The following is a 20,011-nucleotide window of genomic DNA, read 5'->3' as shown; positions in this document are numbered from 1 at the left end:
CTGACCCTAGCGTTTGAAGTATAAGTCTATTGATTTAGAGAGCAGCTCGTCTAGCTGCTCTTCAAAGTCTTCTATGTCAATTTCAAAATGATTTAAGTACGCTTTAGCCTGCACCTGAGATAAATTGCGGTTTTTAACGCTGTATTGGCGCTCATCTTTTTGCTTGTCGTATCGAGGTAAAAATAATAACTGCGCATAATAAGGCGATTTAATGTGCTTGTTCGCAAAGCGACAAAAGTCTTCAATGTGGTCTACGCCATCAGGGCCTAAACAGCCTGGCTCTACTCGATACATTACACGAATTTTTTTCTCGTCACTTAGCTGCATAATTAATAATTACCTAAAAAATAAAACCCTAACCACTTTACCATCTTTGATCTGATAACTTGATATAAGCTCTGAACGTTTATCTATAACGTTCGCATCCGTTGAACAGGTTTCTGACAGTTCATGGTCTATTACAATATCACCATGCACAATACGCTTGATTGGTGATGAGTGCAGACACTTAAGTTTTTTAAACATAATGCCATAACGCGCTATTAGTTTTTCTTTACCTTTAAATAATAGCTCATTCGGGAAAATATAAAACTCAACATCTTCATCATACATGCGAATAAATTCTTCAATGTTACGCGCGTTGTAAGCATTTACTAATTGCTCAACAACAGCAAGTGACTCACGCGACTGTTTTGCTTTGGCTTGTTGCTTTGCTGTGAGTGCTTCTTTTGCTTGTGTAACTGCTTGCTCAGCTTGCGCAACAGCCTGAGCTTTATCCGCTTTACTATTAGGCTGCTGAACGGGCTTTGTAGATTCGCTGCCAAGTACTTGAGAGTCATCTGCTTTTACTTTCTCAACAACCGGCTTTTTTGGTGTATTAGCCTCTTGGCTTAATGTATCAAGCGCGTCTTGTTGTTGCGCTGCATTTTTTTGCTGTGTTTGTTTAGTCTCGTCCAGCGGTGTTGATTGCTCTATAGCATGACTATTTAACGTGAAAGCGGCCAATAAACAGGCACAAATAATAAATAAAGATTTCATGGATTTCCTAAGTACGAAGACTAAATACAATTAAAGCGCAACATAGCAAATTTTAGGCCTCTGAGATAGTTATTATAACGTTATAGCTAGCTACCAATACTGCTCAACCGTGATATGTCCCGGCTCTTTTCGACGATTACGCTTATAATTTTGAGCCAATAATAACTCTGTGGTGTCTTTAACCATTTGCGGATTACCACACAGCATAAATTGGGCGTTATTTGGTGTAGCCCATAACCCCACGTGCTCATATAAAGCGTTGTTTTCAATCACAGTGGTAATTCTGCCTGCTAAGCCTTGTAAAGGCACCTCACGGCTAACAACCGGAATATAGTTGAGTTGACTAGGGTGTGATTTTATTAGTTTGTTAATAAGCTCCTGATAGCTTAAATCGCTATTTTGCCGTACACCATGCACTAAATTTATGTGTTTGTATTTTTGCCATACTTCGCTCTGCTGTAACATTGATAAAAATGGCCCAATAGCTGTGCCTGTACTAAGCATCCACAATTGCTCACTCGCAGGCACTTCATCTAGAGTAAAAAAGCCAGTTGCTCGGCGCTCTATTAATACGGTGTCACCTGGTTTGAGTGTGGCTAAATGAGAAGATAGTAAACCATCAACCACATTGATGAGGTAAAACTCTAAATCAGGACTTTGTGGTGCATTAACATAAGAGTAGGCGCGAGCGATACGTTTATCACCGTCCATAATAGAGAGCTTTGTAAATTGCCCTGCTTTAAACGGCTCTACATCAGCGTGAACGGTTATGCTAAATAACGATTCATTCCACCATTTGACTGACTTTACTGTCGCATCAATCCAATTAGACATAGTTACTCCAGAGTTTAAGACGTTTTTCAGCTATCAGCTATCAGCTATCAGCTATCAGCTATCAGCTATCAGCTATCAGCTAAAACTTTAAAATTGTTCACTTTAAAGGCAAGCTTTATAACTTAAACATTAGCATTAAGTTATAAATACTGACAGGGAAATAAATGAGAACACAACGGGCTACGGGTTTCGAGTATCGAGCAACGAGCTAGTGCTAAAACCTAGGAACATAAAGCTCGTAGCTCGAAGCCCTTGGCTCGCATCCCGCACCTAAATTCAGGCATAAAAAAAGCCGCATAACATGCGGCTTTGGGGGTTTAGTCTCACTTCACTTTGGGCGTGTCTCCAAAACTTAGTGAATACGTTACCAAGGAACTGTTTAAGATTAGATAGACTCTAATGCAATTTTTACCATTTCGTTGAACGTGGTTTGACGCTCATCTGCAGGTGTTGCTTCGCCGGTGATCACGTGATCGCTTACGGTAAATAATGCCATTGCTTTTGCGCCGTACTCTGCTGCTACGCCGTATAGGCCAGCTGTTTCCATATCAACCGCAAGTACACCTAGTTTGTCTAGGTCTTTGTAGAAAGTGTCATCAGCTTGATAGAAAGTATCGGTAGTAAATACGTTACCTACTTTTGCATCAATGCCTAAATCTTTAGCCGCATTAACGCCGTTTAAAAGTAAATCAAAGTTAGCAATCGCTGCAAAGTCAGTACCACGAACGCGGGCACGGTTCACGTTAGAATCAGTACTTGCACCTTGTGCAAAGATTACGTCGCGAATTTTAATATCGCTGCCAATACCACCACAGGTACCAATACGGATAATATTTTTAACGCCAAAACTAACAATAAGCTCACGAGCATAAATTGACATTGAAGGAATGCCCATGCCTGAACCCATAATGCTCACTGGCTTACCTTTGTAAGTTCCAGTAAAGCCGTACATGTTACGTACGCCAGTTACTTGCACTGCATCATCTAAAAAGTTTTCAGCAATATATTGTGCGCGTAGCGGATCGCCTGGCATTAATACTGTTTCGGCAAAATCACCTACGTTTGCACTGATATGCGGAGTACTCATTGATTGTTTTCCTTTTGTTTGGCTAAAAGCCCTATTACTTTAAAATAGCGAGCGTATTTCTAAGTTATTTAACTGTGTTCAGCTTATCAATAAAGCCATCACCATATTCTAACGCTTTAAGGTTAAACCATTGCGCAAGTGTTTGACCGATATCAGCAAAGCTATTGCGTTCACCCAGTGGCGTGTTGTTCATTCCTGGCTGATAAGCAATAACTGGCACATACTCACGAGTGTGCTCTGACCCTGGAAAGGTCGGGTCACAGCCATGATCGGCGGTGATCATTAATAAATCATCAGGCTTTAGCTGATCTAAAATAGTTGGTAAGTAATCATCAAACTCTTTTAGCGCTTTAGCATAGCCAACAGGATTTCTGCGATGGCCAAACTTTTCATCAAAATCAACTAAATTGGTAAAAATTAAACTGTGATCCTGCGCAGTGGCCATCACTTCACTGGTTTTTTCTAGCAAGTTCATTAAACCTGGCGCTTTATGCTTTTGGGTAATGCCTTGGTGCGCATAAATATCTGAAATTTTACCAATACTGATTACTTCGCCACCGTCTTTTGCAAGTACATCAAGCAATGTTGGCGAAGGCGGTAATACTGAATAATCACGACGATTACCGGTTCTGGCAAAGTCTTGACTATTTGAACCCAAAAATGGCCGCGCAATCACTCGTCCTATATTCATTTCATCAAGCAGCGCCCGTGCGATTTCGCAAACTTGATAAAGCTTCTCTAGGCCGAATGATTCTTCATGCGCGGCTATTTGAAACACACTGTCAGCTGAGGTGTAACAGATTGGTTTACCTGTTTTTACGTGCTCTTCACCTAGCTGCTCTAAAATAGTGGTTCCCGATGCATGGCAATTGCCTAAAATGCCCGGAATACCTGTACGAGCAATAAACTCGTCTACAAATTCTTGTGGGAAACTCGGTTGTGTTTTTGGGAAATATCCCCAATCAAATAACACTGGCACGCCAGCCATTTCCCAATGACCCGATGGCGTGTCTTTACCGCTTGAAAGCTCTTTTGCATAACCCCATGCACCTTGTGGCTCATTTCGGTCAGCAATTAAACAGGGTTCTTTACCAGCGGCTTCACATGCATCAACTAACCCTAGTTTTGAAAGGTTAGGAAGCGAAAGCTTACTGCCAGTTTCGTCATAATATGCCTTGAGTAAATGTGCGAATGTATTAGCACCTACATCACCGAATTTATCTGCATCGGGTGCTGCGCCAATTCCTAAACTATCCGCCATTAAGATAATTGCTCTTGCCATTGTGACCTCACATCTGTTCTAGGTGGTTACTTTATCTGCTCTTCGATTTTTCCGTACAGGACATAAGTCCTGTTTCATAAAACCTAAACATTATAAATTTGCACTCTTAAGCGAAGCAAAAGAGATTAATCGTGTCTTTTTTGCTATTGTGATCTACCAACAATATATCCTTCTGTGTGGGTGAGAACTTTAGTGACACGAACTATTATAGCTATTGCAGGCGCATCGGCGTCCGGCAAATCTCTATTTAGCCAAACAATTTATAATGAATTGGTAAATGAGCTTGAACCAGGCGCTATCGCCATTATTGAAGAAGATGCTTATTACAAGGATCAATCGCATTTGCCCATGGCACATCGTACGCAAACGAATTACGACCATCCTGATGCATTTGAACACGAACTAATGCTTGAGCATTTAACACAACTTCGTAATGGCCACTCTGTTGAAGTACCAACTTATGATTATGCCCAACATACACGCAGCGATAAAACACGCCGTGTGGCTTCGGCTAAAATACTCATTGTAGAAGGTATTTTATTACTGAGCGATAAAGCGCTTAATAAAGAATTTGATATCAAGGTGTTTATAGATACACCGCTAGATATTTGTTTAATGCGCCGAATGCAACGCGACATGGAACAAAGAGGCAGAACATTACAATCTGTTGTTGAGCAATATCAAGCAACTGTTAGACCGATGTTTTATCAATTTATTGAGCCTTCAAAGCATAACGCTGATTTAGTTGTGACTCGAGGCGGTATGAATCGCGTTGCGATTGATATTATAAAAAGTAAAATAAAGTACATTTTACAAGAATAACAACGGGAAACGTTTGTATGACAACATTTATGAGCTTAGTAGGCATGATGGTGCTACTAGGCATTGCCTTTGCAGCCTCAACTAATCGCAAAGCAATAAAACTAAGAACCGTGGGTATCGCATTTTTAATGCAAGTGATTATCGGCGGATTTGTACTGTTTTTTGAAGCAGGCAAAAATGTATTAGCGAGTATGTCCCGCGCCGTTTCATCGGTTATTGGTTATGCCAACGATGGAATTAGCTTTTTATTTGGCCCATTAGCTTCGCAAGATACGCTAGGGTTTATTTTTGCAATTCAAGTATTGCCGGTTATTGTGTTTTTCTCAGCGTTGGTTGCTGTGTTATATCACTTGGGCATTATGGATTGGATTATTAAAATTTTGGGTGGCGGTTTACAAAAATTATTGAAAACCTCACGCACCGAGTCGCTTTCAGCCACAGCAAATATTTTTGTTGGTCAAACTGAAGCGCCTTTAATTGTTAAACCGTTTATTGCAACCATGACCAAGTCGGAATTGTTTGCCGTAATGGTTGGTGGTTTAGCCACCGTAGCAGGCTCTGTAATGGCCGGTTATGTGATTATTGGTGTTGACCTTAAGTATTTAATTGCAGCCAGCTTTATGGCGGCACCAGGTGGTTTCTTAATGGCAAAAATGATAGTGCCAGAGACAGAAACACCTAAAGATGATTTAGCCGAGATAGATTTAGGCGATGACAAACCGGTTAATGTTATTGATGCAGCAGCATCAGGCGCAGCAAACGGTATGCAGTTGGCACTTAACGTAGGTGCAATGCTACTTGCTTTCGTTGCGTTAATTGCTTTATTAAACGGTTTATTAGGCGGTATTGGTGGGTTATTTGATTACCCTACATTAACGCTACAAGAAATTTTAGGCTACTTATTTGCCCCTGTTGCATGGTTACTAGGAGTACCGTGGAATGAGGCAATTATAGCCGGCAGCTTTATTGGTCAAAAGTTAGTGGTAAATGAGTTTGTTGCTTACTTAGACTTTATAAATTATCGCGATACGTTAAGTGCGCATACACAAGCAATTGTTACTTTTGCATTGTGTGGCTTTGCTAACTTATCATCGATAGCCATTTTACTAGGTGGATTAGGCGGTATGGCGCCTAGTCGGCGAAAGGATATCGCACGCTTAGGGCTCAGAGCAGTGTTAGCAGGATCTATGGCTAACCTTATGAGCGCAGCAATTGCTGGGTTTTTCCTCTCGCTAGCTTAGAAACTTAATGAGATGATCCATCTGTTGCAAAACAATAGGATAGCGCTTTAAGGGGTTAAAGCACTATCTGACTTGAACGATACTTCACCAAGGGCCGCAAGGCCCTTTTATCGTTTTAGCCCCCCTACTTTAAACCCTTTTAATATCTTCGTTAATTCTCACGTTCTCTCTACGATTAATACCAATTCGCTTAGTTAAGTAGTCTATTTTGAGGCTGGAAAACGTATTGATAGCAAGGCAGAAAATTTGCTATTTAGTTGTTCTCGGCAATAACTCCTGCATTGCTCTACCTTCTGCATCCATGCAGTCGTAAATGAGAATTTTTTAACGCAGGTAGCGACACGTTTACCCCCGTAAAATGATTAAGTATTATTGCGGATTGGTATAAATTCAGCACAGGCAAAGTGTTAAAGTCATCAGAAGAAGTGGCCCAGAGGCTAACTAGCGGTGAAATGCTATGCGTTCAACTATGATGTCGGATAGCGATGAATTTAATTTTTAACGTAACGGTTAATGTAAGGTTTATACTCAGACTCAGCTTTAAGTTGCTTTAATGCTTGATTAAAACGTTCTACAATCGCAGGTGAAGCAGCTTTATTAAAACCAATATAATTGCCTTTTAGCTCATCTACATGAATTTGTTTAAGCTTTACTAAATCATCTCTAGAGTAGCCAAATGGTTCGGTTTGATGGCCTATGGTAAAGTCAGATCCAATAATTAAATCGATACGTTTTTTAAAAAACAAACGCATAAATGAGTCTGCTTCACTAAATAGCAATAAGTTTTTATCAGCTACAAACCCAAGTCGACGCACCAGCATTTCATAAATATCGCCTCGTACTATGCCTAGCGAGTAGTTTTTAGCTTGGGTGATATCGTCCATGACAATATGTTCACTGGTTTTTAATTTATAAAAATAGGTTTGATTTGACACCAAGGGTCCAACCCATTTAAAAAGAGGCTCTCGCTCTTGCGTTTTTGCCAAAGAAAAAATGGCTGACTGCGGGTTACTTTGCACTAAGTGGTAAGCACGCTTCCAAGGTAGCATTATAAACTCGCACTCTAGCGCTGCACGGGCACAGGTATCTTTTACTATGTCATGATTGATACCCACCAATTGGCCAGTGCCATCTTGAAAGTTATACGGAGGAAAACTTTCGGTATAAATAACCAGTTTAGGCTCAGCAGCCTGAATTTTTTGGCTAAATAACAGCACAAAAGCTAATAGTATAAATTTATAGATACACACCCCCTATGATTTAAGTAATAACTTTAACCTAGAAAACTCGTAGAGACTATTAATTTATAACGCTGTTTGTAATGTTAAAATAGCAGATGACGTAAATAGAAATAAAATGACGGGAATGTTAAAGCGGTGGTGGGATGTTCTTAAATTTTAGGCACAAAAAAAGCGCCTTAAGCGCTTTTTTTCATTTTACTTAAAAAGTAAAATTATAGAGCTGTGATGTTATCAGCTTGAGGACCTTTTTGACCTTGTGAAAGAGTGAACTCTACACGTTGGCCTTCAGCTAAAGTTTTGAAACCTTCGCTTTTGATTGCTGAGAAATGTGCGAAAACGTCTGGACCGTTTTCTTGCTCGATGAAACCAAAACCTTTAGACTCGTTGAACCACTTAACTGTACCTGATACGATGTTAGACATAGTATTATTCCTGATATAAAAAATTAAATTGTGCCCTAATGGGCGGTGTAGCAAAAAATGAGATGGTACTTAAAAACTTCAGGACGGTACTACAAGTATTACTTATACAACAACGAAATGGAGATTTATAAATTATCATGCTTTCTTTCTAGCTGCGGCCTACTATATAGAGTTACTGTGACAAGTCAACCCTTTACGCGATTTAATTAATAAAATAACCCTCGCAACCCACTTTACATGTTAAGCACTTGTTTAAGCAGCTTAAAATTCAAATTCTAACGCCATTCTAAAGCTATGATTCTTCTCTGACTGGCTGATTTCAGTAATAAAACCGGCTTCCCACTTTAATTGTTTTTGTCCATCAAAGCGGTGCAAGCCTATAAACCCAGGGCCAATACCCACAAAGTCTTCACCAAGATAAACCTCAACCGCGGGCTGAAAAGCAGACAAGTATCGGTAGCGATATTGCGCTCTAAACTCGCTTTCCCATTCGTTTTCTATATCTTGCCCCCATTCGTATACTAAAAAAGCATTCATGGTGAGGCTTGCACGCCCAAACTCTTTTTCAATTACAAAACCGGAGGTTGCTTCGTATGCGTCGGCGTCATGCTGTTTTTCAAATTCAAATAACGCGCCCCAATCAGCCCATAGCCTGCCCTGCTCTATTAACTGCCAACGAAGCTCTAACTCATACGCTTGCAAGCCAAAGTCACCGTTATCATCGCGCTCACCCACGATGTAGCCTTCCAATGCCATGGTGTCGTTTATTGCGCCGCCTAAGCCAACGCGCTGCGCTAAAATATTACCACTATCAGTTTGATGCGACACAAGCCGCCATTCTAGCTCGCGCTCAAACGGCAACACATACGGATGATAAACTTTATCTACTACTATGCCATCAGCATAAACGAGCTTAGGTATTAATAAACAAAAACCAATTAATACAGTGGCTGCAAATAGGTTTATTGCTTTCATGATTTTTCCTTAGTGATTAATTTAGGAATAAAATAACAAACGGATAAAAATAACACGCTGCTCAACGCATAGCTTAAAACACTGGTTAAATTAGGCGTAGCCTCATAACCAATCAGAGCGCGCAATACTCGTCCAAACTCTGAGTTTTCGGTTAAAATGTCACGTAAATCCCATACGGTTACCGTTGTTGCTATCAAATCAATTTGGCTTGCTAAATCAAGTGCCACTACTAGTTTTGCAGCACTATTTAATGCCAACAATACTAATAAAGGGGTAAGCCCAAAGCGCTGTTTGGTTGCACTCAATAAAAAATACAACAACACGCTAAAGCTGCTACATATTCCCAAGCCTAAAAAAGTGCCAATAAATAAACTTTGAGCCGCTTCGTTGTTTTGCCAAAAGCCAATCAGGTAAATAATGTAGTGACTTAAATAAAGTGTCATTACGCTGATAATCGCAATCATAAAAGCAGCTGTTGCTTGTTTAATGGCGTAGTACAGTGCACTAATAAAAATTAAAATACACAAACCAATTTGGGCATATTCTAAACCCTGATAGTCAAACAAGGGGCTAATTAACGGCGCACTTTTTACAAACAAAAATGAAAGCCCGATCCCTAAAATAAGCCCTCCCAGCAATTTCATTAAACTTTGCTTGGCTACAACTTGCAGTAAAATAAGTAGAATGGCCACCGGCAGTAACTGGTTTAGACTCATCACTAGGCTAGTTATTAGCATTAGAGCGCTCCTTTTCAGTCACTATGACAACACCACGTGCCGTATTGGGCGAAAACTCGCCAAAAAATTCATAACGCCCAGGGATTAACGGCCCGATATAAATAACGCTTTTGCGCTTAGGGTAAAGTACTTTCTCTCGATTAAGATCGAAACTGTCGAACTCTTCAGGCGTACTATCTTGATTTTCGATTAACAAGCGTACCTTTTTATTGGCCGGCACGACGATTTCTGCGGGGTAAAACAAATGATCTTTAAGTACAATAAGATAGTCTTTACTGGCGGCGTTAAATGATAAAAATACACAACAATATAAGTAAGGCCTAATAAGTCGTTTAATCACATTTAACTCCTGCAAAAACTACCTGTACTTTTAAGCCACCCAAATCACTATCCGTTAAGTGAATTTCAGCGCGATAAATAGCAATAATATGCTGCACTATTGCCATGCCTAAACCCGCACCTTGTTCACCCGAAGGGTGTTGGTCACCGCCAACACGATAAAAACGGTTAAATATCCGTTGTTTTTGATCGTCCGCCATACCTGGGCCACTGTCTTCTATTTGCCAAATACGCTGCTTGTGCATCTGCTTTAGCGTTATTTTTATTTGTCCATTGGCTGGTGCGTACTTTATGGCATTGCTAAGTAGGTTTGAAATCAACGTCACTAAGGTAAATTCATCACCGTTAATGATAAAGTCATCTCCCTCAAGACTGATAGTGTGGTTTTTAGCCTCTATTTTTTCATACAACTGGCTAACTACTTCTTGCGTGATCGCTAATAATGATTGCTCCTTAAACTGTTTTTGCCACTGCTCTGGCTGAGTACGCCCTAGTATTAGCATTTGCTCTACTATATTGGACAGTCGATTAATACCTTGAGTCATGGCTTGTAATTCTTGGTTATCCCCTTGTTGAGCAGCCAAATTATGCACATTAATTTTTAAACTGCTCAGGGGAGTACGTAATTCATGTGCCGCATCAGAGGCAAAAAAACGCTCTCGTAAATAGGCGGTTTCTACGCGTTTAAATAAATCGTTTAAGCGGCTGATCACCGGTTTTATCTCTTCATCAGTCACCTGCCAATTGATCGCAGTGAAATCATTTGCTTGGCGCAGAGCTAACTGTTTTGATAAACGGGTTAATGGTGCCAGTGCATATTTAACAAAAAAGCTAATAAATAGCGCAAGCAAAGGAACCGCCCAAAGCATAGGCAACATGGCTGATAAAATCACCGCCTCGGCAAGTTCAAACCGCTTAGCAATCGGCTCGGCAACAACCACGGTGCGTAAAGAAGTGACAAAAACGAATACCCGCATTCGCTGCCCTGCAATATTAAGCGTTTGAAAACCCGCTTGATACTGGCTCAAATCAAGATTTAATTCGTCAGAGCCACTAAGGAGCTCACCAGCTTGCCAAATTTGATACAGTAACTGGGCGCTTTCTTGCATTTTTGGCGCCATGGCGTTTATAGATAAAGGCTGTTGCATCAACACTCCAGCGACCACTTTTAGCTCACTATCAAGTAGTTGCTCACCATGGCTCATACTTTTTTGGTAGCCTTTGACTAAAGCTAAAAAGCACGTTAACACCATCATTGATAGTAAAATAAGAGTTAAACGCTTACGAATTGACATAGAGTATGGTTACCTTTGTAAATTCAAGTTTGTGCAATCTAGGGGCGTTTTAATCACGTGAGCTATCTCTTTCCCACGACATAACCAATACCACGGAGAGTTTTAATAAAATCGCTGGGGAATTTTTTTCGTAGGTGATGAATATGCACTTCAATGGTGTTAGAGCCAACCTCTTCACCCCACTGGTACAGTTTGTTTTCTAACTGCTGTTTAGATTGCACGCGACCTTGGTTTTCCAATAGTGCCTTTAGCAGCATGTATTCTTTTCGTGGCAGAGAAAGCAGCTCATCGCTGAGTGTGACACTATGCGCTGACGTGTCCATAGTCACTTCACCACACTGTAATAAACTCGACTGAGCTTGATTTACTCGTCGGCTTGCTACGCGCAAACGAGCAAATAATTCGGCTGGTTCAAATGGCTTAGCTAAATAATCATCAGCGCCCATATCAAGCCCTTGCACCTTGTCATCTATGCTACTTCGTGCAGTTAGTATAACCACCGGAATCACTTTTTTTTGCGCTTTTATGTGCTTTAGAATTTGTGAACCATCACCATCGGGTAAACCTAGGTCAAGTATAACCAACTCTATTTCACCACTGCCTAAGCATTGCAATGCATGCTTAACCGTTGCGCTATGCTCTACACTGTAGCCTTCTTGGCGCAATGAGCGGCAAAGCCCTTGCGCCACAAGATGATCATCTTCAACTAATAATAAATGCATTGTTTATTTTGCTATCTCTTTAGTTTTTTATCTACTTTAGCTAATAAAGAGCTAATTGCTTGTTGACGATATTTATCAGCTTTAGCACGAGTATCACGAATACCTGCTGCTTGCGCAACTAACAAATGGGCTTTAGCTTGCTCATATTCACGCTCGTCATATAAAAACTCACCATACAAGTAGTTAGTATCAATGCCTTTTTTGTTAAAAGCGAGCGCTTGCTTAAAAAACTTGTCGGCGGTGTCATCATCACCAAAACCAATAGGCCACCCCGGTACTTTACTGTATAAGGTTGCTAGGCTGGCATACGCTGAGCCACCTAAAGCACTGTCGTCTATTTTAAGGGCTTGCTCTAATGACGCTTTTGCATCTTTAGCATAGCCCAGCGCCCCTAACCCGCCCTTTGCGCCAGCAAAACTGGCCAGTACAATGCCGTTCCACGTATAGCTATTTGCTGAATCAGGGTAGCTTTCAATAAATTGAGCACTTTGCTCACTTAGTTGAGTAAAGGCTTTGATTTGTGCATCATCTTTAAGCTCATAATTAGCGACAGCCCACTGCTGTTGAATAGCGAGTAAATCGCTTTGTTCGTCTGCAAATACCGGCGATGAAAACACACTAACAATGCTTAAATAAGCTACTAAAGTAAATTTTTTCATAATAAATCCTCTATTAACCTAAAAACTGTTTTATTTTAGGGAGCTGTTTAGCAATTGCGTTATCCACAATACGTGGAAAAACACCATTGATACGTGCAAAAAGTTTCTCAGGAAAACCAATAAATCGTCTGGTTTTATTTGAGTTTAATAACGCAACTAACTCATCAGCCACCAACTGCGGGGAGTCCATTTGATTACCAAGCGCCTTATTCATTGCTCGTGTTTGTGCATCATTAATATCTGTATCGGTTGCTCTTGGTGCTAAATAACTAACTTTAACGGGTGTATCTGAAAGCTCTCGTGATAGCGCTTCGCTAAAACCACGTAAACCGAACTTACTAGCACAGTAAAGTGTTTGATATGGGTAACCTATACTGCCAAATGACGACCCAACATTAACTATGGAGCCTTTATTCGCATGCAATTGCGCTAAAAACAACTGACATAATTTCATAGGGACGGCTAAATTAGTGCTCAGTAGATTATCAATTTGCTCACTACTCGATGCACTTAAGCTTTGCATTACATTAATGCCTGCATTGTTTATGAGTAACTTAGCGCCCCCTAATTTTTTGGCTTTAATGGCTAGTGCCAACATGTTTTCGGCAATCGTTAAGTCCCCCACAAAAACTATACTACCGGGACATTGACTACTTAGCGTATTGAGGGCATCACTATTTCGCCCCACCAAGAGTAGTTGCCAACCTTGGCCGTGTAGTGTTTTGGCAATGGCTTGACCAATTCCACCTGTCGCACCAGTTAATACACATAAGCCGGTATTCATGCGTGTTGCTCTTGTGCTGATGCTTTAAAAAACGGCTCGTCGTCTAAAGCGCGAAAAATATCGCCGTACAAACGATAAAAACATTTTGCACCATGTAAAATAGCCTGCTGATCCGCCTCGTCGGTAATTTGATTCATTAAGTTTTCAAAAAACTTAACATGCTCTATATCAAGCGCGCCGTGAGAGGTTAAATAGCTAAACGCTTTTTTAGGAAGTCCTACTGCATTTGCTATGTTTGATGCGGCTCCATCAGCAAGCGCAATTGAGGTCCCCTCTAATACGTGCACCATGCCAAAAAAGCTAAGCGGATTTTTACGTGCAATACTATCGTAGGCATACGACACCATCATTTCAGTGGCGAATTGTGGCTGACTATAGCGCACACTTTCTTTATCAAACCCACAGGCTGCAATGTCGTTTAGCACCCACTCTTGATGACCAATTTCTTCTTCAATATATTCAGCTACCGCTTCTCGTAACCATTCTTGCTCGTCAGACAAACGTGCGCCAAGTGACATCATTAAAGGAACGGTGTGTTTTACATGATGATAAGCCTGCGCTAAAAACGAGGCATACTCTTCAAGTGTTGCTTGTCCGTTAAATACACGCTGTATAATTGGCGCAGCTAATAAGTACTCACGCTCGTTTTGAGTTTGTGCTTTTATTGTATTAAAAAAATCACTCATGGATCACTTCTCCAAGTCGGTAAAACTGTTCAAAAATAGGGCTGTAGTGCTGGCTAATTGCCGCTCGTTTAGGGCGATTATTAGCGGTTAATAATCCTTGCTGCTCGTTTAAAGGTTGGGCCAAACGATGCCACTTTTTAATCTGTGCGTAGTCAGGAAGTTGCTGGTTTACTGTTTTTAAATGTGCTTTTAATTGCTCATCACTAAATCCGGGAGCCGCATAAATAAGCGCGCTTAAAAATGGCTGGCTTTCACCAAACACCACCGCTTGCTGTATCGCACTTTGGCTTAAAATTAATGATTCAGGCCATTCGGCGCTAACATTACGCCCCATACTGGTGATGATCAGATTTTTTACTCGCCCTTTTATGTACAGCTTATTATTACGCTTAGATACTAAGTCGCCAGTGGCGTACCAGGTATTTTGGTTATGCGGCGCTTGATTTAAATACCCTAAAAATAACGACCCTTTAATAAATAACTCATCATTTTCAACTTTCGTTTCAACGTGCCCTAATACTTCACCAGCACTATTTATGTCGTCATAGTTGGGGGTGTTTAAACTCACTACTGAAGCAGCCTCAGACAAACCATACCCTTGATAAACCGGTAGGTTATATTCTCGTGCAGTTAAAATTAAAGATTCACTAACCCGTGCTCCGCCAACAGCAATAAACTTAAGTGACTTTGGTGGCTGCCAGCCTTGTTTTGCAAAGGCAACTAAACACGTTAATAACTCAGGCACTAAAATAAGGGTGTTAGGTTTTACACTATCGATTGCACCAATGAGTTTGTTAGGGTTTTTTAACCCTGAGCCAACAAAACCTAATTCGTTTAGCGGCATTAAATGTACACAACCGCCACTTAACAAAGGCGCATACACACCCGCTATATTTTCCAATAGTACTGGCAGCGGAAGTAAGCATAAATGCACGGGGTTACTAATGTTTATTTGCTCACATAATGACTGAGCTACCTGCATCTGGCTTTGTGTTGATAAGCACACCCCTTTTGGCTCGCCAGTAGAACCTGAAGTAAATGTAATTTTTTGCGTACCAGTAAAATAGTCCACGGGCTCAATCGCATCGAGCTGATAAATATAAAGGGTATAATGCTCAAATAATGTTACCGACAATGAATGCTTACCAAGCGAATGACGAGGCATATCACTAATAAAAAACTGCGCACCGCATTGCGCTAGCACATACTGTGTTTGCTGCTGACTAAAAAAATGGGCGATAGGCACCGCAACCTTGTTTGCAGCACTGGTTGCGGCATCAACAACCAGCCAAGCTGGAGTATTATCAAGCTGGAAGGCAATTGCACCAGAATCTAAAGCGTTAAAAATAGCTGTCAGCTTATTAGTTTCTTGTTGTAACTCCAAAACGCTAATAGGCATCACTTTATTGGCTAAGTAACTAACAACCACTGGCTCATTCGCTACCTTATTAATATTATTTAATAGGCTCATATGCTCTCCAACGCAGTCATCAAGGCATTAATTTGTTGTGTATTTTGCTGTTTAATATTTAACAGCATGGGTGTGTTAAGTACTTGCTGATGTGCCTGCGCTAAATTAACAATGCACACCGTAGGCTGATTCTCATAATAGCTACCCCAGCTCTTTGGCTGATCTACTACAGTGCTATTAGCCAGTGCAATTTCGTTGCAGGTAACACCTAGTAGGCGCAGTAAGGCGCGTACTTTTTTGGTAGCGCAAAACACTAAGTAGCTCGCGCCAAAGCCGCGCAAAGCTTCATTTACAATAATAAAATGAGATAGCGTGGCTTTACGATGTGTTGAGCAAAGGTTACCTAGCTCAAACACCTTATTTCGCGGTGTGCATGGTGGTAAAAATTGTTCAATGGCCGCAGCTAAATATTGTTCAATGAATAAAGGGGAAGTAGCGTTTCTGAGCCCTAATGTGCAATGCCCTTGCACAGTTTTATACTGACAGAGTAATGGCATAAATGAGGTTAGGCTTGCATTATACGCAGCGAAAAAGCCTTGTTTTACTGTATCTTCAAGGCGCTGACGGTGTTTATCACTTTGTGTAGCACTAACAAAATGAAAAGGCTGTTGAAACAGCGCAGCTGAGGAATGATGTTGAGCTAGTTGCATATAAGCATCGCCTGTATTAAATCTATAGATAAAACTTAATCAGTGAAACTTAAATAAAACTTAAGGTAAGTTAATTTTTAAAAATAAATTTAATTTTAGCTGGCGATCACACTTTTATTACGACCCGTTTCTTTAGCGTGATAGAGCGCTTTGTCAGCGCATTTATATACTTGGTTAATATCATCGCTATGCTGTGGCCAAGTAGCGATACCAATCGATACATTTATATAGCCTACTTTTGCCATCAATGTGGTGGCTACTTGGTTGCGTAAACGCTCAGCAATAACAAATGCACTATCACTATTTTCGTTTGGCAACACCAGTAAAAACTCTTCTCCACCAGTGCGTGCCACAATATCATGCTTGCGCGATAACGACTGTATAATATGAGTAAGGGTTTTTAATACTTCATCACCCGTATCATGGCCAAACGTATCATTAACCCGTTTAAAAAAGTCGATATCAATTTCAAGCACAGCAAACGGTATTTGCTTATCCATTAGGTTTTCAAGCAATATGTTTAAGCCCCGCCTATTATGCGCGCCAGTTAGCGGATCGGTGAGTGCATCTTGACGTAATTGCCCCATTTGCGATTGCAAAGTATGAACGCCTTCTAGCATTGCATGCTTAAGTTGCTGACTTTCAAAGTACCAAGACTTAATACCTTTGAGGTGTTCTACGTTTTTCTTATCGGTTGATAAGTTAGCGCTATCGGCTAACAGTCTTAATGGCTTAGCAATATAGTGAGCTAACATAGCAATTAATAAAAAAGTAATGAGTACTATGGGTAACATTCGCTTAAGCACCTGCCCTTGAAAAGTATCTAGTTTTGCAAGTGTTGTCTCTTCACTTCGCTGGGCAACAATCCCCCAATTCGCGAGCTTAACGGGCGCAAACCCAGCAAGCATAGCTGTTCCTTGACTATTTAAAATCCGAGTGTAACCACGTTCACCTTGCAACACTCGCTCTATTACTGGGTTATTAGATACTTGCTCGCCAATGCGCTTAGAATCAGGATGGTAAAGTAAGGTTTTGTTATCAGCAACCACATAAAAGTAAGCCCCGCCATCGTAACTATGCTGTTTTAACAAGGCATTTAAAATACTCTGCTGCTCTAAGTAAAAGCTACCGCCAATATAACCATAATAATTCCCTGCCAGATCAAACAGAGGATAGGAGACAACAATAATTAAATTATTAGCCAGCGAAATGTAAGGTAGGCTAACCTGCGGCTGCTGCGATTTAAGAGCCTGCTTAGAGTGGACTGAATTAACGGTTTTATTAATTATATTTAAAGACACAGGTGAAGCTGCTTTAACCACACCTTGCATATTGATAGCAACCGAATTAAAACTCTGAGTTTGCTCTAAAAGGCGGTTGGTTTCAGCTTGGAGTAACTCAGTGTTGGTAATATCTTCAGCAATAATACTGGCTGAAAACTCAAGTTGCTGCATTGCTGCTGCTAAAAAGTGCTCAGTTGCTGAAGCTAGCTTACTAGCAAATACATGATTACTTTGCAGGGTATCTTCAATAACTCGTTCTTTTTGAACCTGATAACTAATATATAAACCACTAAACAAAATAGCAGCTGCAGCGGGCATAGCTAACAAAAGAATTAATTGCCTGAGGTTAAAAGTAAATGGTAATCGAAAACGCAACTTAATATCATCCTAAGCAAATAAAAACGACTGCTATGCACTGCATACACAATTAATATAATACATAAATAGAACTAAGTGGCCTAATTTTTGTTATTTTAAGGATAATTAAATCATACGGTTTATATTTGCTGAGTTTTGCAGTTAAGCTCAATAATAGTTAAGCTGCGTGCACTTTATTTTTATTTAGCCTTGGGGTGTGTGTTGCTAAATAAGTACTTGTTATCGTCTTCTCTTTTTTTAATCGGATGTTTCATGCCAATAAAATCTTCTTTTGCCGATTCTGCGCTATCACTTAAACAGCAACTTGGGCAAAAGCTCATGCTCGATTTGCGCTATTTTTGTGACCAAGGCAGTAGTAAACGCTGCAGAACGCCATTAACCAAATTGCCCGACACTCTTGCAAAAGCAATTAGTCGTTATGATATTGGCGGGGTAATTTTGTTTTCTGAAAATACCCAAAGCATCGAACAAATTATTAGCCTTAATCAGCAACTACAACAAGCTGCATCTGCATCAAAATCAGGCTTACCGCTGTTTATTTCTATTGACCAGGAGGGCGGACGCGTTGCTCGCTTACCTCGCGATGTGGCCACCTCATTCACCGGTAATATGTCAATTGGCGCAACTTACCCTGAGCATGGTACTTATTTTGCAACCCAAACGGCGAACGTATTGGCTACTGAACTCTCAGCGCTTGGCATTAATGTAAATTATGCGCCAACGGTTGATGTGAACATGAATCCTGACAATCCGGTCATTAATGTACGCTCTTTTAGTGAAAACCCCGATGAAGTAGCGGTACTGGGTGCGGCACAAGTTAGTGAATTTGAAAAAAACGGGATTATTAGCGCTATAAAGCACTTTCCAGGACATGGCGATACCAATGTAGATAGTCATACCGGCTTACCTAAAGTGATGCATTCAAAAGAAATTATTTACGCTCAAGATTTAGCGCCCTTTAAACACATTATTGAGCAGCATAGTCCTGGGATGATAATGACCGCGCATATTCAATACCCTGAGCTTGATAGCAGTACATTAACCAATGTAGAGGGTAAGCAAATGATAAAACCCGCGACCATGTCGCGTAAAATCATGACCGATATTCTTCGTAAAGAGCTTAACTATCAAGGCGTAGTGGTAACCGATGCACTGGATATGGCCGGTATAAGTCATTTTTTCAGCCCTACCCAAGCAGTTGTAAACACTTTTGCAGCTGGGGTTGATATAGCGCTAATGCCAATAGAAATTAGAACGCCTGAGGATATAAATAAGCTTGATGCGCTCATTGACTCTTTAATTAGTGCGGTTAAAACAGGGCAACTAGACGCACATGAAATTGCCCATTCGACGCAGCGTATTACCTCGCTTAAAAGTAAGTTTAAATTAAACGCTTTGCCTAACCCCATTAATGCATTGGCTAATGCAAAACACATTATTGGTAATAAAGCACATCGTGAATTAGAAGCATCCCTGGCATTAGCGGCAATTACCCAAATAAAAAATAACAATAATACCTTGCCGCTTAAACTTGGCGCTGATCAGCATATTCATATTATTATGCCTGACACCCGCAAGTGCATGGCAATGCAACAAGCAATTAGTGCGTTAAGTTCACAACCACTCAGTTTTAGTTGCAGCAGCTTACAGGGCTTTGACCCAGATGAAGCGCAGCGCAACATAAACCAAGCAAGTATTGTTATTGCTGGCAATGCAACGCCGAACCAAAGTGCCGTGGAAATTGGCGGTATGGATGATTTAGCCGATAACCCAAACTTTGCCTTAAATAACGCAGAGCAACCCAAAGCGCTTGAATCATTACTAAAAATGGCTAAACAAAAAAACTCTCCAACGGTATTTATTAGTTTGCGAGCACCGTATGATATTGCTCAATTTGGTAACTATGCTGATGCAGTACTTGCCTCATACGCTTATAATATTGATGTAGATAAAAACAATCTGGTGTCTGGGCCTGCTTTTACTGCACTGGCAAAAGTATTATTTGGCCAAGCCCCTGCAAAAGGCCAGTTACCAGTCACTATTAAACAATCGAAGAGCCATTAAT

21 protein-coding genes are annotated in these 20,011 nt (G+C 40.6%); 3 read left to right on the top strand and 18 right to left on the bottom strand.

Annotated elements, in window-relative coordinates:
• Window positions 1–6: 6 nt before the first annotated feature.
• The 5 genes from DK924_RS09985 to DK924_RS09960 all read right to left on the bottom strand — a co-directional run bounded on the left by DK924_RS09985 (window position 7) and on the right by DK924_RS09960 (window position 4,241).
• Complete coding sequence (locus DK924_RS09985) at window positions 7–327, bottom strand: hypothetical protein (RefSeq protein ID WP_008112665.1); 321 nt, start codon at window positions 325–327, stop codon at window positions 7–9.
• Window positions 328–336: 9 nt separating this feature from the next.
• Window positions 337–1,038, bottom strand: coding sequence for a nuclear transport factor 2 family protein (locus tag DK924_RS09980; protein WP_055011593.1), 702 nt, complete (start codon window positions 1,036–1,038; stop codon window positions 337–339).
• A 90-nt stretch (window positions 1,039–1,128) separates the two neighbouring features.
• A complete protein-coding gene (locus DK924_RS09975; RefSeq protein ID WP_054201474.1) occupies window positions 1,129–1,872 on the bottom strand; it encodes a ferredoxin--NADP reductase in 744 nt (247 codons plus the stop codon).
• 385 nt (window positions 1,873–2,257) lie between these two features.
• The gene (gene deoD, locus DK924_RS09965) at window positions 2,258–2,959 is read right to left on the bottom strand and encodes a purine-nucleoside phosphorylase (RefSeq protein ID WP_008110728.1); all 702 of its coding nucleotides are present in this window, start codon (window positions 2,957–2,959) and stop codon (window positions 2,258–2,260) included.
• Between the two features lie 64 nt (window positions 2,960–3,023).
• On the bottom strand, window positions 3,024–4,241 hold the full coding sequence (locus tag DK924_RS09960) for a phosphopentomutase (RefSeq protein ID WP_008467026.1): 1,218 nt from the start codon (window positions 4,239–4,241) through the stop codon (window positions 3,024–3,026).
• A gap of 192 nt (window positions 4,242–4,433) precedes the next feature.
• On the opposite strand from DK924_RS09960, the gene udk reads away from it, so the two are divergent.
• Both udk and DK924_RS09950 read left to right on the top strand, forming a co-directional pair.
• The gene (gene udk, locus DK924_RS09955) at window positions 4,434–5,063 is read left to right on the top strand and encodes a uridine kinase (RefSeq protein WP_008110733.1); all 630 of its coding nucleotides are present in this window, start codon (window positions 4,434–4,436) and stop codon (window positions 5,061–5,063) included.
• A 17-nt stretch (window positions 5,064–5,080) separates the two neighbouring features.
• The gene (locus DK924_RS09950) at window positions 5,081–6,304 is read left to right on the top strand and encodes a NupC/NupG family nucleoside CNT transporter (RefSeq protein WP_008110735.1); all 1,224 of its coding nucleotides are present in this window, start codon (window positions 5,081–5,083) and stop codon (window positions 6,302–6,304) included.
• 491 nt (window positions 6,305–6,795) lie between these two features.
• Here DK924_RS09950 and DK924_RS09945 read toward each other — a convergent pair whose 3' ends face one another.
• The 13 genes from DK924_RS09945 to DK924_RS09885 all read right to left on the bottom strand — a co-directional run bounded on the left by DK924_RS09945 (window position 6,796) and on the right by DK924_RS09885 (window position 17,895).
• On the bottom strand, window positions 6,796–7,521 hold the full coding sequence (locus DK924_RS09945; RefSeq protein WP_258306451.1) for an ABC transporter substrate-binding protein: 726 nt from the start codon (window positions 7,519–7,521) through the stop codon (window positions 6,796–6,798).
• 236 nt (window positions 7,522–7,757) lie between these two features.
• Window positions 7,758–7,967 carry a cold-shock protein gene (locus DK924_RS09940; protein WP_008467029.1) on the bottom strand — a complete coding sequence of 70 codons (210 nt, stop codon included), beginning with the start codon at window positions 7,965–7,967 and terminating at the stop codon, window positions 7,758–7,760.
• Between the two features lie 261 nt (window positions 7,968–8,228).
• Window positions 8,229–8,942: a hypothetical protein gene (locus DK924_RS09935; protein WP_055011595.1), complete on the bottom strand. Its 714-nt coding sequence runs from the start codon at window positions 8,940–8,942 to the stop codon at window positions 8,229–8,231.
• Complete coding sequence (locus DK924_RS09930; protein ID WP_055011596.1) at window positions 8,939–9,679, bottom strand: hypothetical protein; 741 nt, start codon at window positions 9,677–9,679, stop codon at window positions 8,939–8,941. Before DK924_RS09930 ends, DK924_RS09935 begins: the two co-directional genes overlap by 4 nt.
• Window positions 9,666–10,019 (bottom strand): cupredoxin domain-containing protein, encoded by a 354-nt coding sequence (locus DK924_RS09925; RefSeq protein ID WP_075170097.1) that lies wholly within the window; start codon window positions 10,017–10,019, stop codon window positions 9,666–9,668. The genes DK924_RS09930 and DK924_RS09925 overlap by 14 nt, the downstream gene beginning before the upstream one ends.
• Window positions 10,012–11,313 carry an ATP-binding protein gene (locus tag DK924_RS09920; RefSeq protein WP_109875045.1) on the bottom strand — a complete coding sequence of 434 codons (1,302 nt, stop codon included), beginning with the start codon at window positions 11,311–11,313 and terminating at the stop codon, window positions 10,012–10,014. Before DK924_RS09920 ends, DK924_RS09925 begins: the two co-directional genes overlap by 8 nt.
• Window positions 11,314–11,375: 62 nt before the next feature.
• Window positions 11,376–12,035, bottom strand: a complete 660-nt coding sequence (locus DK924_RS09915) for a response regulator transcription factor (protein ID WP_010556093.1) — start codon at window positions 12,033–12,035, stop codon at window positions 11,376–11,378.
• An 11-nt stretch (window positions 12,036–12,046) separates the two neighbouring features.
• On the bottom strand, window positions 12,047–12,694 hold the full coding sequence (locus DK924_RS09910) for a hypothetical protein (RefSeq protein WP_055011599.1): 648 nt from the start codon (window positions 12,692–12,694) through the stop codon (window positions 12,047–12,049).
• Between the two features lie 13 nt (window positions 12,695–12,707).
• On the bottom strand, window positions 12,708–13,478 hold the full coding sequence (locus tag DK924_RS09905; protein ID WP_109875044.1) for an SDR family oxidoreductase: 771 nt from the start codon (window positions 13,476–13,478) through the stop codon (window positions 12,708–12,710).
• Window positions 13,475–14,164, bottom strand: a complete 690-nt coding sequence (locus tag DK924_RS09900; RefSeq protein ID WP_109875043.1) for a TenA family transcriptional regulator — start codon at window positions 14,162–14,164, stop codon at window positions 13,475–13,477. The genes DK924_RS09905 and DK924_RS09900 overlap by 4 nt, the downstream gene beginning before the upstream one ends.
• Window positions 14,157–15,635 carry an AMP-binding protein gene (locus DK924_RS09895; RefSeq protein ID WP_109875042.1) on the bottom strand — a complete coding sequence of 493 codons (1,479 nt, stop codon included), beginning with the start codon at window positions 15,633–15,635 and terminating at the stop codon, window positions 14,157–14,159. The genes DK924_RS09900 and DK924_RS09895 overlap by 8 nt, the downstream gene beginning before the upstream one ends.
• The gene (locus DK924_RS09890; RefSeq protein WP_010388699.1) at window positions 15,632–16,285 is read right to left on the bottom strand and encodes a thermostable hemolysin; all 654 of its coding nucleotides are present in this window, start codon (window positions 16,283–16,285) and stop codon (window positions 15,632–15,634) included. Before DK924_RS09890 ends, DK924_RS09895 begins: the two co-directional genes overlap by 4 nt.
• 95 nt (window positions 16,286–16,380) lie before the next feature.
• Window positions 16,381–17,895 carry a sensor domain-containing diguanylate cyclase gene (locus DK924_RS09885; RefSeq protein ID WP_109875260.1) on the bottom strand — a complete coding sequence of 505 codons (1,515 nt, stop codon included), beginning with the start codon at window positions 17,893–17,895 and terminating at the stop codon, window positions 16,381–16,383.
• Window positions 17,896–18,198: 303 nt separating this feature from the next.
• On the opposite strand from DK924_RS09885, the gene DK924_RS09880 reads away from it, so the two are divergent.
• Complete coding sequence (locus tag DK924_RS09880) at window positions 18,199–20,010, top strand: glycoside hydrolase family 3 protein (RefSeq protein ID WP_109875041.1); 1,812 nt, start codon at window positions 18,199–18,201, stop codon at window positions 20,008–20,010.
• The last annotated feature ends 1 nt before the right edge of the window (window position 20,011 follow it).

The organism is Pseudoalteromonas sp. meg-B1, assembly GCF_003173795.1.
GTDB classification, from domain to species: domain Bacteria; phylum Pseudomonadota; class Gammaproteobacteria; order Enterobacterales; family Alteromonadaceae; genus Pseudoalteromonas; species Pseudoalteromonas undina.
This window is presented reverse-complemented; position numbering and strand designations above follow the sequence as displayed.